Raw genomic sequence first — 15,657 nt, forward strand, 5'->3', positions numbered from 1 at the left:
TTCCTGATTTTTAAATATATAGTACTGATATAAAATAAAAGAAAGGAATCTTTTATTTCTATTAGATTCTTTTACATTAAAAAGTATCTTTACCTTTAAAAACTTCAGTTTCTAAAACACTTTCTCTGTATATTAAATCACACTTTTTGATATTTTTGTGAACTTTTTTTGAATAATTTTAGACTAAATTGTGACAAAACCAAAGTTTACGTGTAATCCAGACCCTTTTATGCATTTACTCTCTTTTATATGAAGCATTTTAAGGAAAGCCAATGGAAACCGATCGATTTGATTGATTTTTGTTCTTTTATTTGGACTTTTAGCATCGCTCTTACATCAATCTTACTACCTTCAAATTAAGATTCAAGCCTTTTGACTATTTTCACTATAATAATAGTGAAATATAGTTATTATTCATCTACCATTTATTATTTAATTATTGTCAGCTAAAATTCTGTTCTTTTTCAACTATTTTCGTTATGATAAATAGGGACTTTTAAATCAAGTTACGTTTTTATTTATTATACTGTCAGGTTTAACCAATGACAAATTATTGAACTTTTTAAGAGGTGAATTTTTTGCGGCGTTCTTTGAAGTGGTTGGCGGTTGCAACCACAATCGTAATGATATTTATACTACTTGGCGGTGCCTTAGTCACAAAGACTGGATCTGGGATGGGGTGTGGGAGATCTTGGCCTTTATGCGAGGGCCAATTTGTTCCCTCGGAAATAACTCCTGAACTAGTGATAGAGCTTGCTCATCGGCTTGTCTCCGGTGGGGGGGGAATTATGGTTCTCGTGCTTTCAATTTGGTCATGGAAGGCAATTGGGCATATAAGAGAGACTAAATTTCTTTCATTGCTGTCAGTTATCTTTTTACTTTTACAAGGATTAATAGGAGCTGCTGCTGTATTATGGGGGCAATCAGGCTTTGTTCTTGCCTTGCATTTTGGAATATCCCTCGTTTCCTTTGCTGCCGTATTTTTATTAACTCTTCTTATCTTTGAAGTCGATAAGAAGTTTGATGCAGATAAGGTATTCATCGATAAGAGAATGGGTTTTCATATAGTGGGGGTCTCCATCTACAGTTATCTCGTCATCTATACAGGAGCATTAGTGCGCCATATGAAAGCGAGTCTAGTTTGCCTTGACTGGCCTTTCTGTTCTGATGACAAATTCTCATTACCATCAGACATATACCAATGGGTCCAGATGGGACACCGCACTGCAGCAGGATTAATCTTCATCTGGATCGCTTATATTTTTTACCTTGCCGTACGTCACTATAAAGAGCAGAAGGTGCTTTATTGGGGCTGGATGATTGCATTCATCCTTGTTACCTTACAAGTGATTGCTGGTGCGTTCATCATCTTTAGCCTGTTAAATTTGTATATTGCACTCCTGCATGCCTTTTTTATCACCTGTTTATTTGGGGTATTAAGTTATTTTCTTCTTTTGTATTCGCGTGCACGTCGGAATCAGCATTAAAAAAGTTGCCGGAAGCTTCCGGCAACTTTTTTTATTTCTAGGCTGTGTTAATCTTGAATGTTGATTTCCGCTCAATGCGGCTTCGCTCCAACCCTTATGCTAAAAATCAACAATAACCTTAACACAGCCTATTTCTTTCATTTAAGCTTTTGTCAGTTCTAGTAAGAGATCTCCCGTCATGATAGCATCTCCGCTTTTCACGTAAAGGTCTTTTATAATACCTGAAAATGGCGCTTGTACAGTTGTTTCCATTTTCATCGCTTCTGTTATCAGTAAATGATCTCCACGTTCTACTTTCTCTCCTCGTTCTACTAAGACCTTAATAACGGTCCCCGGCATAGAAGCGGAAAGATGTTCATCGTTTTTCATATCTCCCTTTAATCTTGATACTACCGTCGCTTTAATACTCTCGTCCTTAATCGATACTTCACGCGGCTGTCCATTTAATTCAAAATAAACGACCCTGGTCCCGTCTGCCTGGGGCTGACCAATAGAAACTAACTTAACAATCAGGGTTTTACCTTTTTCAATTTCCACCTCGATTTCTTCACCTAGTCTCATCCCATAAAGGAAGGTTGGTGTATCCAACATGGAAATATTCCCGTAACGTTCGATTGCTCTGATATATTCTATAAATACCTTTGGATAAAGAGCATAAGATAAAATTTCAAAATCAGTAACTTGTCTGCCCAGTTCTTCGAACAGCTCTGCCTTAATCTTTTCAAAATTTACATTCTCCAGCAGTTCACCAGGTCGAACTTCTAAAGGCTTCTTTCCTTTTAGGATGACCCTTTGTAGTTCTTCAGGAAATCCACCGTATGGCTGACCTAAATATCCTTCAAATAATTCAACAACGGAATCAGGAAAATCAAGACTCTCCCCCCTTAATAGGACATCTTGTTCCGTTATTTCATTTTGCACCATAAATAAGGCCATATCCCCAACAACCTTTGAGGAAGGGGTAACTTTGACAATGTCCCCGAACATTTTATTAACTCGGGAGTACATTTCTTTTACCTCATCCCATTGATCCCCAAGCCCCACTGCTTTAGCTTGCTGCTGAAGATTACTATATTGTCCGCCCGGCATTTCATGCTGGTACACCTCTGAATGAGGAGACATCATTCCGCTTTCAAAATCATGATAAACTTTACGAACATCCTCCCAGTAATAGGAAAGCTTCTCAAGCGCTTCTATGTTTACTTGTGGCTTTCTCATATTTCCCTCAAGTGCATAGAATAAGGAGTTAGCACTTGGCTGCGATGTCAACCCAGCCATTGTACTTAGAGCTGTATCGACAATATCGACTCCGCCATCTATTGCACGTGCATACGTAAAAATTCCATTTCCGCTTGTATCGTGGGTATGGAGATGGATTGGGATATCGACCGTTGCTTTTAATTCGGAAACTAACCGATACGCTGCCTCCGGCTTTAAAAGGCCAGCCATATCTTTAATGGCTAGAATATGTGCACCTTGCTGCTCCAACTCTTTTGCCAATGTTCGGTAATAGTCAAGATTATACTTTACCCTTGTTGGATCCAAGATATCTCCTGTATAACATATAGCTGCCTCGGCAATTTTTCCGGACTGGCGGACCGCATCAATAGCAACTTCCATCCCCTTTACCCAGTTTAAACTATCAAAAATTCGGAAGACATCAATTCCCGCAGCAGCGGATTGATTGATAAATTCACGGATTAAGTTATCCGGATAATTCTTATAACCAACTGCATTTGCGCCACGCAACAACATTTGAAAAAGAACATTTGGAATTTTTTCTCGAAGCGTTAATAAGCGGTCCCATGGGTCTTCCTTTAGGAACCTGTAGGCAACGTCAAAGGTTGCCCCGCCCCACATTTCAAACGAAAATAAATTCGGTAATAATTTGGCAGTTTCCTCGGCAATATGCACAATATCAGTTGTCCGCATTCTCGTCGCTAATAAGGACTGATGGGCATCCCGATAAGTTGTATCTGTTAGTAATACTTGCTTTTGATTTTTTATCCACTGGACAAGTCCCTCAGGTCCATCCTTATCCAAAATCTGTTTTGTCCCATCTTGATAGGGAACATCAAATTTTACCGTCGGAATTCTAGGTTTAGTGAAAACTGGTCTTTTCTTTTTTTCAATCCCAGGAAAACCATTTACTGTAACATTTCCTATATAACTTAATAATTTTGTTCCTCTATCTTTACTAACTGGAAAAATAAATAATTCCGGTGTTGTGTCAATAAACGATGTATCATATTCGCCATTTCTAAACTTCTCGTGTTTGACGACATTTTCCAGGAATGGAATATTGGTCTTGATTCCTCTAATCCTAAACTCCTGTAAATTGCGAACCATTTTTGCTGCTGCTTGTTCAAACGTCAATGCCCATGTTGATAGCTTCACAAGCAAAGAATCGTAATAAGGTGTGATAATCGCCCCCTGAAAACCATTCCCAGCATCAAGACGTACGCCAAATCCCCCGCCTGATCGATAAGCCATGATTTTTCCGGTATCAGGCATAAAATTGTTGAGCGGGTCTTCTGTGGTAACCCTTGATTGAATAGCAAAACCATTCAACTTTATTTTCTCTTGAGCAGGAATACCTATAATAGGGCCATGCAGTTCATGCCCTTCAGCTATTAATATTTGCGTTTGAACGATGTCAACTCCAGTAACTAATTCCGTTACAGTATGCTCCACTTGTACGCGCGGGTTCACCTCAATGAAATAATAATCATTACCAGAAACAAGAAATTCAACGGTACCTGCATTTAAATATTGTACATTGCTCATTAATTTTATTGCTGCTTGACAGATCGAGTTCCGCAGCTCTTCAGAAATGGATACACTTGGTGCTACCTCAACTACTTTTTGATGCCGTCTTTGAACCGAGCAGTCGCGATCGTAGAGATGCACCATGTTCCCATGCTGGTCCCCCATGATTTGAACCTCAATATGCTTGGGATTTTCAATGAATTTTTCTACGTACACTTCATCATTTCCAAAAGCAGCTTTAGCTTCGGATTTTGCTCGTTCAAAGGCTTCACGCACATCCGCACTGCTTTTCACAATTCTCATCCCGCGTCCACCTCCGCCTAATGAGGCTTTTATAATAATAGGGAAGCCGTGTGCGGCAGCGAATTCCTCCACTTCGCTTGTCTCATTGACAGGACCATTACTGCCTGGAATGACGGGAATATTGGCGATTTCAGCTTGGGTTCTTGCTTTTACTTTGTCCCCGAACATATCCAAGTGTTGGGATGCAGGTCCAATAAAAATAATCCCCTCTTCTTCACAGCGTTTTGCAAAATGAATGTTTTCTGACAAGAAGCCATAACCAGGGTGAATCGCATTCACATCGCTTTTTTTAGCTATGTCAATAATCCCATCAATATCTAAATAGGCATCAATTGGTTTTTTCCCTTCACCTACTAAATAGGCCTCATCTGCTTTATATCGATGATAGGAGCCAGAATCCTCTTTCGAATAAATAGCAACTGTCCGAATATTCAGTTCAGTACAAGCACGAAAAACCCTAATCGCAATCTCCCCGCGATTAGCAACCAATATTTTATTAATTTGTCTTGTCACAAAAAGCACCTCGTATTCTATGTATTTTTAAAAACGCAAGGGAAATAATCCCCCGCGTTTTCATTAAAGATAATAAACCTTTCCATCCTCAGACTTAAGCTTTTTGTCAGATTGAGCTTGTTTATTTTTATATTTACTTTCATATTTCACAAACATAGAGACATTTACAAGTATCCCAGTAGCTCCCGCCAGCATTAACAGCGATGACCCTCCATAACTGATAAAAGGAAGCGGTACACCAGTTAGTGGAATAATACCAGATACCCCTGCCAAGTTAATAAAAGACTGAATGCCGATCATGCTAGAGATACCAAATGCTAATAAACTGCCAAATGGGTCTTTGCATTTCATCCCGATATGAATTCCCCGTAAAACAATATAAGAGAGCAGCAGAATAACAAAACCTACACCCCAAATTCCTAATTCTTCTGCGATGATAGCCATAATAAAGTCCGTGTGTGACTCTGGCAGATACCCTAGTTTTTGAATACTTTTTCCCAAACCCAGTCCATTTACTCCGCCCGAACCAATCGCAATAAATGAGTTCGCCAAATGGAAGCCGGCATCCTTTACATATTTTTCATCAAAAGGATTGCCCATTACTTCAAAACGGCTCATTTGTTCCGGTGAAAATAGTTTTCCCCAAGAGACAAGAACAATCGGCAAGGCAACGATAAGAACCATTAAAGCTAATTTCGAGATGGTCTTTAAATTCATACCAGAGGCGATAATAATAGTTCCGGCAATCGCTGCAATAATTACAGCTGTCCCAAAGTCTGGCTGGGCCGCTATCATAACACAGACAATAAATAGATATACTAAAGGCGGAAGAACACCCTTATTGAGCTGGTTAATATACGGTTGTTTTTTTGCATAAACCGATGCCAAATAAATAATGACACCCAGTTTTACAAATTCAGATGGCTGTAAAAGAAAAGTTCCAATTTGATACCAGCTTTGGGCGTTGTTCTTTACTTGTCCAAAAACAAACAGGCCTAATAATGAAACAATCGAGGCAATTACCATCGGTACTTGAAACCATTTCGTAAAATTCATTATTTTATAAGGAACTAATGCTGTTATAAGAAAGATTACAGCAAACAATAATAAAAATACTTTTTGCCTTTGGTAGAAAAAGTCAGGTTTTACTTGGTACCGTTGGACTGCATAGGCCATACTAGCACTATAGATCATCACAAGTCCAAATGCACACAAAAGGATTATGGCAATAATCAACGTATAATCATATGATTTTACTATTTTTTTCAGCATTTAAGACGTCCTCATTTTCAAAAATTGATAGAATACCATTCTATTATAATAGAAATTACGTGGCAATACTTGAGGAAATTCTCCTTTGTTACAATATATTAAAAGTCAAAATATAACATCTCTTATGTATAATAAAAAACTCAAACATTACTTTGTATTGTTTGAGTTTTTATTTATGCATTATTTTTTTAAGGACGCATCATGAAGAGCAGACAATTCTCTCTCTAATTGATCTAAAATTGCTTTTCCATCCTTAACATCTATTAAGCCTAATCGTACAGCAAAGTCTATTTCTCTTGAAAGGCCAAACATTTGTGTATCCAATACCTCTTCATAAAGAGGGCATTGAGGCATCGTGAGATTGTCCATTTGCACTTTGATAAGCTTTAATATCTTTTCAGCGTCAGCCTGGAGCAAGGCATAGGCTTTTTCATGGTGATTCACGATCATTTCAGACGCCAACATTGATCCCCCCATTTCAGAGCGATAATTCAACTTATCTATAAATTTTACCGTTTACACCACAAAATTGCAAGAACAATCAAGGATATTCACAAAAGGAGTTACTTTTATGACAATATAACTAAAAAAAGCTATACTAAAAAAGCGGTATTATTATTATTGATATTCAATAAAGGTTTTTCGTAAATGTTAGTGGTTTTGGAAAGAAAAACGCCCAAAAGGCAAGATTTGAGGGGGATGGATGATGGAAAATATTTTAACAATAACAGGGAATGTAAAATTTACAATTACGCTTGATCCCGGAGTTTGGATTTTTGATGACCGCCGAGTTGATTTAACCACTTACTTCTCACAGGAAAAGGAGAATTCCGATTCCGTCGAGGCCTATACAAAAGCAGTTTCTAAACACTGGGATCGTGAAATAATGGAAGGGGCAATTTATCCCCCAACATTAAAGACCGAAAAGAAATTTGAAAAAGAAAAGGTATTGACAGGTACCTTCGGCATTCCTTTTAAACCTTTTTTGTTAAATTCGGAGCCAGCGCCTGAAGCGAAAAGCTTGATCGTCCACACCACAACGGAGGAAATCGAGTTATCACTGGAAACAGCATATAACCTTATATTAGGCTACTCAAAGAATGGAAAACCATTGGTTTCTGATGGACCCGTCCATATTTATTATGGTGATGGTACTAATAAGGATAATCCCTTTACAAATATTACGGGCTTTACCATTAAATAAGCACATATAGTAATTCCTGCATAAACGGGTGCCAATTGGCACCCGTTTATGCTAGGTGCAGCTCCCCTTTAAAGCAAATCAGCCGCCAATCTAGCCAAGCCTGAGCGTTCCCCTTTTAACAACTTAACATGTCCGGAGATTTCCTGATCTTTAAACTTCTCTACTACATAAGTTAAACCATTGTTATAGGCATCAAGATATGGGTGGTCAATCTGTTCCGGATCCCCCATTAACACAATCTTACTGCCCTCCCCAACCCTTGTTAAAATCGTCTTCACTTCATGCTTGGTTAAGTTTTGTGCCTCATCGATAATAATGAACTGCTTTGGCAGACTTCGACCGCGGATATAGGTTAGTGCCTCCACCTCAATGGAGCCCATCCCGGCTAGAATTGCATCGAGCTCTCCTGGCTTTTTGGTATTAAATAGATATTCTAAGTTATCGTAAATTGGCTGCATCCAAGGTCTTAGTTTTTCTTGTTTTTCACCGGGCAAAAATCCAAGATCTTTTCCCACAGGAACAATCGGTCTTGCCACCAAAAGCTTTTTGTATTCTCTAAAATCCTCCGTTTGCATTAATCCCGAAGCAAGTGCAAGCAAGGTTTTCCCTGTCCCTGCTTTACCAGTTAATGTAACAAGCGGGATATCCTTACGCAACAATAATTCTATTGCCATCGTCTGCTGCACGTTTCGTGAGTGTATTCCCCATACATGTTCTTGATTTAATGTTAACTTTTTTACTTTCTTACTGGTTTTATCCACCATTCCGATTGCAGAAGCAGAACTGCCAAGGATATCTTTCATGATTAGAAATTGATTTGGATAGAACGGATGGTTAGCTACTTCTGAAAGTGATAACTCGCCCTTTTCATAAAAACGGCCTAATAATTCAATCGGAAGCTTTAATTCAAAAAAACCTGTATAAATATGTTCCACTTCAACCACTCGGTCATTTAAAAAGTCCTCTGCCGTTAGACCAATCGCATCCGCTTTTACTCTTACTAATGCATCCTTGCTAACGATGATAACCGGTTTGCCATTTTCCTTTGCTTGTTCCTCTAAGTATAAATTCTTTGCCACCGCCAGAATCCGATTATCATTTGTTTTTTCAACAAATATATCTTGTAGTTCGTGAAAAGATCGATGGTTTAACTCGATCCTAATGGTTCCCCCATTCTCAAGAGGAATTTTTTCATATAGTTTTCCTGCGGCCCTTAAACCATCAATTAAACGCGATACCTGCCGGGCATTTCTGCCAACTTCATCCATATATCTTTTCTTTGAGTCCACTTCTTCAAGGACCACTGCGGGAATCACGACTTCATTGTCTTCAAACGAATAAATGGAATACGGGTCTTGGAGCAAGACATTTGTATCTAACACGTATATTTTACTCAAAGCAACGCCTCCTGGTTCACTGGTGTATGGCTTGTTAAATTAGTTTCAACAATCCTTTACTAGATTGGACTTTGGTAAAATATATGTTTATTGGAATAAAGATAGAAGGCGTTCCGCACAATAATTGTTATTAGGACAATATAACTTGTATGAGAGTCTACTGTTCAAGCCCATTTAACCATTAATAAGTCATCTTGGAGGTGGATTATATTGAAAAAAAATCTTTTAATAACAGCCATCAGTATACTTTTAACAGGCTGCAGCCTTGCGGATCATAAGGAGAATGCCAATAGCGGCAATCAACTAGTGAATGTTAAAAACAGTTATATTAACAACGTAGACCGAAAATCCGGGCAGGAAATTTCCAAACGTCTCGTTGAACTCGCAACTAGTATTCCAAACGTATCGGATGCAACAGCAGTAGTTTTAGGGAAATATGCCATTGTTGGCATTGATGTGAATGCAAAGATTGATCGTTCACAGGTTGGATCCATTAAGTATTCTGTCGCAGAAAGTTTAAGAAAGGATCCGTATGGGGCCAAAGCGATCGTTGTGGCAGATGCCGACACCAATCAGCGTTTACGAGAAATACAAGCCGATATAAAAAAAGGCAGGCCAATACGTGGTATTATGGAGGAACTGGCAGATGTCGCAGGTCGATTAATACCTGAAGTACCTGGCGATTTGATCACACCTAGTCCAAAAAACGCAACTGAAAAACCAGATCGAAAACTTAAAGGTAAGGAAGAAAAGAAACTCAATGAAGAACAAGAAGACCAATCCAATCACTATAAGTAATATACAAAAAAAGCTTAGTTTTCACTAAGCTTTTTTCATTGCATCCATGACTTGATGATCAAGCCTTTCAGCCGCTTTCTTATCATATGTTTTATCATATTGGACTTCTGTCACAATTTTTGATCCGTAAAACATAACATCTCTTACTTCATTAATCACAACTTCTACCATTGCCAATTTCAATGGAACATCTGGTAATCGTTCTTCTTTAACACGCGCTTGCCCCTGGATCGAGTATGTAGATTCATTTGCAATTAAGTTAATCACAACTTGATTATTTTTATTAATATTTTCTAAAATCCTAGAACGATTATCAACCGCAAAATAGATGGTTCCTTCGTCTTTAGCCAGCACCCAGGATATTGCACTCACATTCGGACCGCCTGTTTCATAATCAATCGTAGCCAAAGTGACGAACCGCTCTTTTTGCAGTTCATCAAATAATGGCTGGATTAGCTTTGGTTCTACTTGATTTGCCATTTTACACAACCCCTTTAATCATTCCTATAAAAAACAGATATTCTCATATTACTACTATCCCTATTTTTCATCAACTCTAACCAATTGATTTACCAGTAGTTGTATTGGCATGGTATACTATAATACAAACATTCTGTTATTCGAAAGAAGAATGAAAGAGGTGCTTGAATGAGAGTCAAATGTGTGATTTGCGATAAGATTGAGCCAATAGACGATGAATCCTTAATTGCTAAACGACTTCGGAATCGTCCCATTCATACATATATGTGTAATGACTGCAGTGTTAGAATTGCTGACAAAACAAATGCACGAATGGATTCAGGGAATTTCCGCTTATACCGCCCCAAATCTGATAAGGATGAATGGTGATTATTAGTTAGTGCGTGAATTAAATAAAAAACGCTTGTATACCAATGTATACAAGCGTTTTTTATGTTAAATACCCAGCTGCAGCTCTACAGTTCGGCAGCTTTTAATCATTTGGGTAGTCCTTATACTTTTCGGGCTCTTGATTAATTTGGTTGATCATAATTTCAATTAATTCGCGGGGATAACGACCCTTTTTAGTTTCCTCTCCCTGTTGATACGAAATATAATACATCAAATCATCTTTTGTTATTTCGATAGTTGAGACAGAATGCTGTGAAGTGAGCATTTCCTCAAAGAAATCCCGTGTTTCAATAGCTGCTCTGTCATCAGGGCGGGCATCACAAACCACTTTTATCGTGAGCCAATTATAAAGTGCATCCTGTAAGGATTGCATTCTATTCCCCCCCTGCCGCTTCACTATTCGCCTGCTTTTTCGATTGATGGAGACGGATTTTATAAATGATTAATAATACCGCCGCGACACCTAAACCCTCAGCAATTGGTAATGCATAAGAGAAAAACAACAGCATTAAGCATCCAATACAAAGGCTGAAATAGATCACAATATTCTTGCCAAGGGGCAGCTTTTTTGCAAAACCTAAACGATAAACAATGACTGATAACAAAACAATAAAGACATATTGTAAAATAACTCCAGTTTTAATATCGTTCGTAAGTTCAATAAAAAATCTTAAACTGGGGGAGAAAGATCTTAATTCTTCCACGGGTTTGCACCTCTCAATTGTTAACTCAATTCAGCAATTTTTTTCTTTTTAGCCATTCTTTCCCGTTCATTTTTGTCAAGAATTTTCTTTCTTAAACGAATCGACTCAGGTGTGACTTCACAATACTCGTCGTCATTTAAATATTCTAATGATTCTTCTAAAGTCATAATCCTAGGTTTTTTAATGACTGAAGTTTGATCTTTGTTTGCAGAACGAATGTTAGTCGCGTGCTTTACTTTCGTGATATTAACGGTAATGTCGTTTTCACGAGTGTGCTCCCCAACAATCATTCCTTCGTAGATCTCAGTACCTGGTTCAACGAAGATCGTGCCACGGTCTTCAACCTGCATGATCCCATAAGTAGAAGCTTTTCCTGATTCCATTGAGACAAGAACGCCCTGACGTCTTCCGCCGACTTGCCCTTGAAGCATCGGCTGGTAGCTGTCAAACGTGTGATTAATAATTCCATAACCACGAGTCATCGTTAGGAATTCTGTTGTATAACCAATTAAACCACGGGCTGGAACATTAAAAATTAAACGAACTTGCCCTGAACCATTATTGATCATATCGAGCATTTCGCCTTTTCGAGCTCCAATTGATTCCATGACGGCACCTGTATGCTCTTCAGGTACATCGATTTGCACACGCTCAACAGGTTCACAACGAACACCATCAACTTCTTTTACGATTACTTCCGGTTTAGAAACTTGCAGTTCGTACCCTTCACGACGCATATTTTCAATTAAGATTGATAAATGCAGCTCACCACGGCCGGAAACAATCCAAGCATCCGGTGAATCAGTATTATCAACCCGTAGACTTACATCTGTCTGCAATTGTGCACGTAGTCTTTCTTCAATCTTTCTTGAAGTCAAATACTTTCCTTCTCGACCGGCAAATGGACTATTATTGACAACAAAAGTCATTTGTAAGGTAGGTTCATCAATTCTTAAAATTGGTAATGCTTCTTGATGTTCAACCGGGCAAACTGTTTCACCGACATTAATGTCTTCCATACCCGATACTGCAATCAAGTCTCCAGCTTTTGCCTCTTCCACCTCTTGACGCTTTAATCCAAAGAAGCCAAAAATTTTCGTAACACGGAACTGTTTAACAGAACCATCAATCTTCATTAAGGCTACCTGCTGTCCAACCTTCATCGTTCCGCGGAATACACGGCCGATTCCAATACGACCTACATAATCATTGTAGTCAAGTAATGCTACTTGGAATTGAAGCGGTTCATCGCTATTGTCAACCGGTGCCGGGATATGATCGACGATTGCATCATATAATGACTGCATGTTTTCGTCTTGTTTTTCCGGGTCAACGCTTGCCGTACCATTGATGGCCGAAGCATAAATAACCGGGAATTCAAGCTGATCTTCATTTGCACCAAGCTCAATAAATAAATCAAGCACTTCATCAATAACTTCCAAAGGACGAGCAAAATCTCGGTCAATTTTATTTACAACCACAATTGGGGTTAAGTTTTGTTCCAAAGCCTTTTTTAATACAAAACGAGTTTGCGGCATACAGCCTTCATAGGCATCAACAACAAGCAGTACTCCATCAACCATCTTCATGATCCGTTCTACTTCACCGCCGAAGTCAGCGTGTCCCGGTGTATCCAAAATGTTGATACGAGTATCTTTATATTGGATAGCGGTATTTTTAGCAAGGATCGTGATTCCACGTTCTCTCTCTAAATCGTTTGAATCCATTGCACGTTCTTCCACATGCTCATTTGTACGAAATGTTCCAGATTGCTTTAGCAGTTGATCCACCAGCGTTGTTTTACCATGGTCAACGTGGGCAATAATCGCTATATTACGTATATCATTTCTTATATTCAAAAAATTCCACTCCTACCTTTATTCAAAAAATTGTTTTTAATTATAGTTTTTCATATACAACTAAAACATTATACCACAAATAAAGTGGAAACCTGAAATGATTTTATGTAAAATAAAAATAACAAAGCAATTCGAATGTTTTTGATAAAGAAAAAGGGGTATGTCCAGATGAGCAATGTAAAATGGCCTTTACTCATTTATGCAATCCTTGCAGCGGCCAGTATTGTCGGAATCGGAATTGCAATTAGTGAACACAGCATAATTGGGGGCCTAGGCAGTATTGTGGCTGTGATTGTTATTATGGGGTTGGGTTTTAAAACCAAAAGAAAAATGCGTGAGAATGGAGAATTATAAAAGAAGCCCGGTGGACCCGGGCTTCTTTTTTATTCCTTAAATCTGCCAACCAACTTTTCTACCATTGCCCGCCTTTTAAATAATCATTTAAAATGGTTTGGTGCAGCCCTGGTTTTGCTGCAAACAAGGAATCTCTTGAAAGAAAATTAAGTTTTTCACCTCGTAAATTGGTCACAACTCCGCCTAGTTCTTCAATAATAACTGCACCTGCGGCAAAATCCCATGGTGCAAGCCTCATTGAAAAATAGGCGTCTACCCTGCCCGCTGCTAAAAATACCAATTCAAGAGCAGCTGATCCATACGATCTCGTCCCCCGAGCATCGCGGACTAAGGGAATGATTAAATTGTGATCAATTCTTTTATTTTCAATTACCCAAGTGGCATTAATGGCAAGAATGGATTCCTTAATGCCTGCTTCTTTAAGCTTCGGCAGAGGTTTTCCATTTATGTAAGCACCTTTTCCCCGAAATGCGTGGTACAGCTCATCATGGACTACATCATAAATCAAGCCAATTTTACCTATTCCATCTTCATATATCCCGATAGAAATAGCAAAATTCCTTTGCTGGTGGATAAAATTCATCGTTCCGTCAATCGGATCAATTAACCAAACAATTCCCCCAAGGTCTTGAAGATCATCTCCAAAACCCTCTTCCCCCAATATTTTATGTTCAGGATAAACCGCTCTTATATGTTGGATAAAAAACTGTTCGATTTCTTTGTCAATGTTTGTAACTAAATCATTGGGATTTGATTTCGTTTCAATATTTAACTTGGACTTAAAGGATAAACGGATTCTTTCTCCTGCTTCTTTAACCCATTGTTTTGCATGGGCATCTATGGTTTCCCAATTCATAGTGTTCCTCCATTCGTGCATTTATTCCAATGTATGTAGTATGATGCACCATTTATGATTTGATGTACTTCTAGCTTAATCAACTTGAGCTTCAACAGCAACTTTTAGCCAGCAGATCGTTCAACTCATCACACATAAGGGCACAATAATAAACGAACTCCCCTTATTCCCATTTGGAGTTCGTTCAAAACAAGCAATAAATTATCTCACCATGGTTCATTCCATCTGTATACTCCTTAAATTATAAATCGCTCAAAAAGCCTTTAAGCGTAACAATTCCATGCGGATTTTTTCTAATTTTTGCTTACACTCTTTCATTTTCTTTTCATTCTTCTCTTCTATTGCCTCGAATAATGTGGCTAATTCATAATCCATTTCTAATCTTAATACGGCTGTTCTTTCCTTTTCACTTGCTTTCTTTAGAGATGTATTCATTAGTTGCTTCATTAATCCTTCCCCTTTCCTATTTGTTCACTAACTTTTCTGATATTTTGTTTTAATGTATAATATGAGCCGCCTAGATATGTTGCAACAAATATGTGCATTAACCCATACAAGCAACAAACTTCTTCGTTTTTCAGTCTTATGCTACAATAATTGACAAACAATTGTTGGAGGTAACAAAATGGATTTTGGCGGCTTTACAACTGAGGATTTTAATGTATTTCTAATAGATGGATTAGAACCACGTATGGAAGCTTTAAAAAATACGGTTCGCCCAAAACTAGAACAATTAGGGGAATATTTTGCACCAACGCTGTCTACTTTAACGGGAGATGAAATGTTCATCCATGTGGCCAAACATGCTCGTCGTACGATTAATCCGCCCAAAGATACATGGGTAGCTTTTGCCAATAATCCTCGCGGCTATAAAATGCTCCCACATTTTCAAATTGGATTATGGAATACCCATTTATTTATTTGGTTTGCTGTCATTTATGAGGCACCGCAAAAAGAGATAATGGGTGAGCGATTCATCAAAAAGGCTGGAAAAATTCATAAGGAAATACCAAAAGAGTTTTCGTGGTCCTTAGACCATACCAAGCCAGATACAATTAAGCATCAGCAATTAACTAAAGCGGATTTACTTGCTCAATTCGAGCGATTGAAGACCATTAAAAAGGCTGAATTATTATGTGGTTATACAATTGAACGTGAAAAGGTTATTGAATTAGGGGCAGAGGGTTTATTAGCACAAATTGACGAAGTGTTCACCCGAGTTGCACCACTATATAAAATGGCTCAGAATATAAAATAAAGAAGAAAACTCC

The 15,657-nt window shown here is 38.3% G+C and carries 16 protein-coding genes; 6 read left to right on the forward strand and 10 right to left on the reverse strand.

What is annotated here, in order from left to right:
* Window positions 1-578 precede the first annotated feature (578 nt).
* Entirely contained in the window at window positions 579-1,487 is a 909-nt protein-coding gene (locus tag V7077_RS00390) for a COX15/CtaA family protein (RefSeq protein ID WP_335497823.1), read from the forward strand.
* A gap of 141 nt (window positions 1,488-1,628) precedes the next feature.
* On the opposite strand, the gene pyc is transcribed toward V7077_RS00390, so the two are convergent.
* The 3 genes from pyc to V7077_RS00405 form a co-directional block, all read right to left on the reverse strand.
* Window positions 1,629-5,072 carry a pyruvate carboxylase gene (pyc, locus tag V7077_RS00395; RefSeq protein WP_335497825.1) on the reverse strand — a complete coding sequence of 1,148 codons (3,444 nt, stop codon included), beginning with the start codon at window positions 5,070-5,072 and terminating at the stop codon, window positions 1,629-1,631.
* 63 nt (window positions 5,073-5,135) lie between these two features.
* On the reverse strand, window positions 5,136-6,344 hold the full coding sequence (locus V7077_RS00400) for an FtsW/RodA/SpoVE family cell cycle protein (RefSeq protein ID WP_335497826.1): 1,209 nt from the start codon (window positions 6,342-6,344) through the stop codon (window positions 5,136-5,138).
* Between the two features lie 180 nt (window positions 6,345-6,524).
* On the reverse strand, window positions 6,525-6,806 hold the full coding sequence (locus V7077_RS00405; protein ID WP_335497858.1) for a YlaN family protein: 282 nt from the start codon (window positions 6,804-6,806) through the stop codon (window positions 6,525-6,527).
* Between the two features lie 244 nt (window positions 6,807-7,050).
* Between V7077_RS00405 and V7077_RS00410 the strand changes: the two genes are divergently transcribed.
* Window positions 7,051-7,548, forward strand: a complete 498-nt coding sequence (locus V7077_RS00410; RefSeq protein WP_335497827.1) for a peptidyl-prolyl cis-trans isomerase — start codon at window positions 7,051-7,053, stop codon at window positions 7,546-7,548.
* Window positions 7,549-7,616: 68 nt separating this feature from the next.
* Here the strand turns inward: V7077_RS00410 and V7077_RS00415 are convergent, their stop codons facing one another.
* A complete protein-coding gene (locus V7077_RS00415) occupies window positions 7,617-8,945 on the reverse strand; it encodes a PhoH family protein (RefSeq protein ID WP_335497829.1) in 1,329 nt (442 codons plus the stop codon).
* 210 nt (window positions 8,946-9,155) lie between these two features.
* Between V7077_RS00415 and V7077_RS00420 the strand changes: the two genes are divergently transcribed.
* Entirely contained in the window at window positions 9,156-9,743 is a 588-nt protein-coding gene (locus V7077_RS00420; RefSeq protein ID WP_335497831.1) for a YhcN/YlaJ family sporulation lipoprotein, read from the forward strand.
* 24 nt (window positions 9,744-9,767) lie between these two features.
* Here the strand turns inward: V7077_RS00420 and V7077_RS00425 are convergent, their stop codons facing one another.
* Window positions 9,768-10,223, reverse strand: coding sequence for a pyridoxamine 5'-phosphate oxidase family protein (locus tag V7077_RS00425; RefSeq protein WP_335497833.1), 456 nt, complete (start codon window positions 10,221-10,223; stop codon window positions 9,768-9,770).
* 168 nt (window positions 10,224-10,391) lie between these two features.
* Between V7077_RS00425 and V7077_RS00430 the strand changes: the two genes are divergently transcribed.
* On the forward strand, window positions 10,392-10,592 hold the full coding sequence (locus V7077_RS00430; RefSeq protein ID WP_335497835.1) for a YlaI family protein: 201 nt from the start codon (window positions 10,392-10,394) through the stop codon (window positions 10,590-10,592).
* Window positions 10,593-10,695: 103 nt separating this feature from the next.
* On the opposite strand, the gene V7077_RS00435 is transcribed toward V7077_RS00430, so the two are convergent.
* The 3 genes from V7077_RS00435 to typA are packed head-to-tail and all read right to left on the reverse strand — an operon-like array spanning window position 10,696 to window position 13,176.
* Window positions 10,696-10,986, reverse strand: a complete 291-nt coding sequence (locus V7077_RS00435) for a hypothetical protein (protein ID WP_335497837.1) — start codon at window positions 10,984-10,986, stop codon at window positions 10,696-10,698.
* 1 nt (window position 10,987) lies between these two features.
* Complete coding sequence (locus V7077_RS00440) at window positions 10,988-11,317, reverse strand: YlaH-like family protein (protein WP_335497838.1); 330 nt, start codon at window positions 11,315-11,317, stop codon at window positions 10,988-10,990.
* Between the two features lie 20 nt (window positions 11,318-11,337).
* Window positions 11,338-13,176 (reverse strand): translational GTPase TypA, encoded by a 1,839-nt coding sequence (typA, locus tag V7077_RS00445; protein WP_335497839.1) that lies wholly within the window; start codon window positions 13,174-13,176, stop codon window positions 11,338-11,340.
* A 168-nt stretch (window positions 13,177-13,344) separates the two neighbouring features.
* Here typA and V7077_RS00450 point away from each other — a divergent pair, with 168 nt between their 5' ends.
* The gene (locus tag V7077_RS00450) at window positions 13,345-13,530 is read left to right on the forward strand and encodes a YlaF family protein (RefSeq protein WP_335497840.1); all 186 of its coding nucleotides are present in this window, start codon (window positions 13,345-13,347) and stop codon (window positions 13,528-13,530) included.
* Window positions 13,531-13,588: 58 nt separating this feature from the next.
* Here V7077_RS00450 and V7077_RS00455 read toward each other — a convergent pair whose 3' ends face one another.
* Both V7077_RS00455 and V7077_RS00460 read right to left on the reverse strand, forming a co-directional pair.
* Window positions 13,589-14,386 (reverse strand): inositol monophosphatase family protein, encoded by a 798-nt coding sequence (locus V7077_RS00455; protein WP_335497841.1) that lies wholly within the window; start codon window positions 14,384-14,386, stop codon window positions 13,589-13,591.
* Between the two features lie 252 nt (window positions 14,387-14,638).
* Entirely contained in the window at window positions 14,639-14,833 is a 195-nt protein-coding gene (locus tag V7077_RS00460; protein ID WP_215040649.1) for a hypothetical protein, read from the reverse strand.
* Window positions 14,834-15,011: 178 nt separating this feature from the next.
* On the opposite strand from V7077_RS00460, the gene V7077_RS00465 reads away from it, so the two are divergent.
* The gene (locus V7077_RS00465; protein WP_335497842.1) at window positions 15,012-15,644 is read left to right on the forward strand and encodes a YktB family protein; all 633 of its coding nucleotides are present in this window, start codon (window positions 15,012-15,014) and stop codon (window positions 15,642-15,644) included.
* Window positions 15,645-15,657: the final 13 nt, after the last annotated feature.

The sequence above is a fragment of the Neobacillus vireti genome (assembly GCF_036962465.1).
GTDB classification, from domain to species: Bacteria; Bacillota; Bacilli; order Bacillales; family Cytobacillaceae; genus Neobacillus; species Neobacillus vireti_B.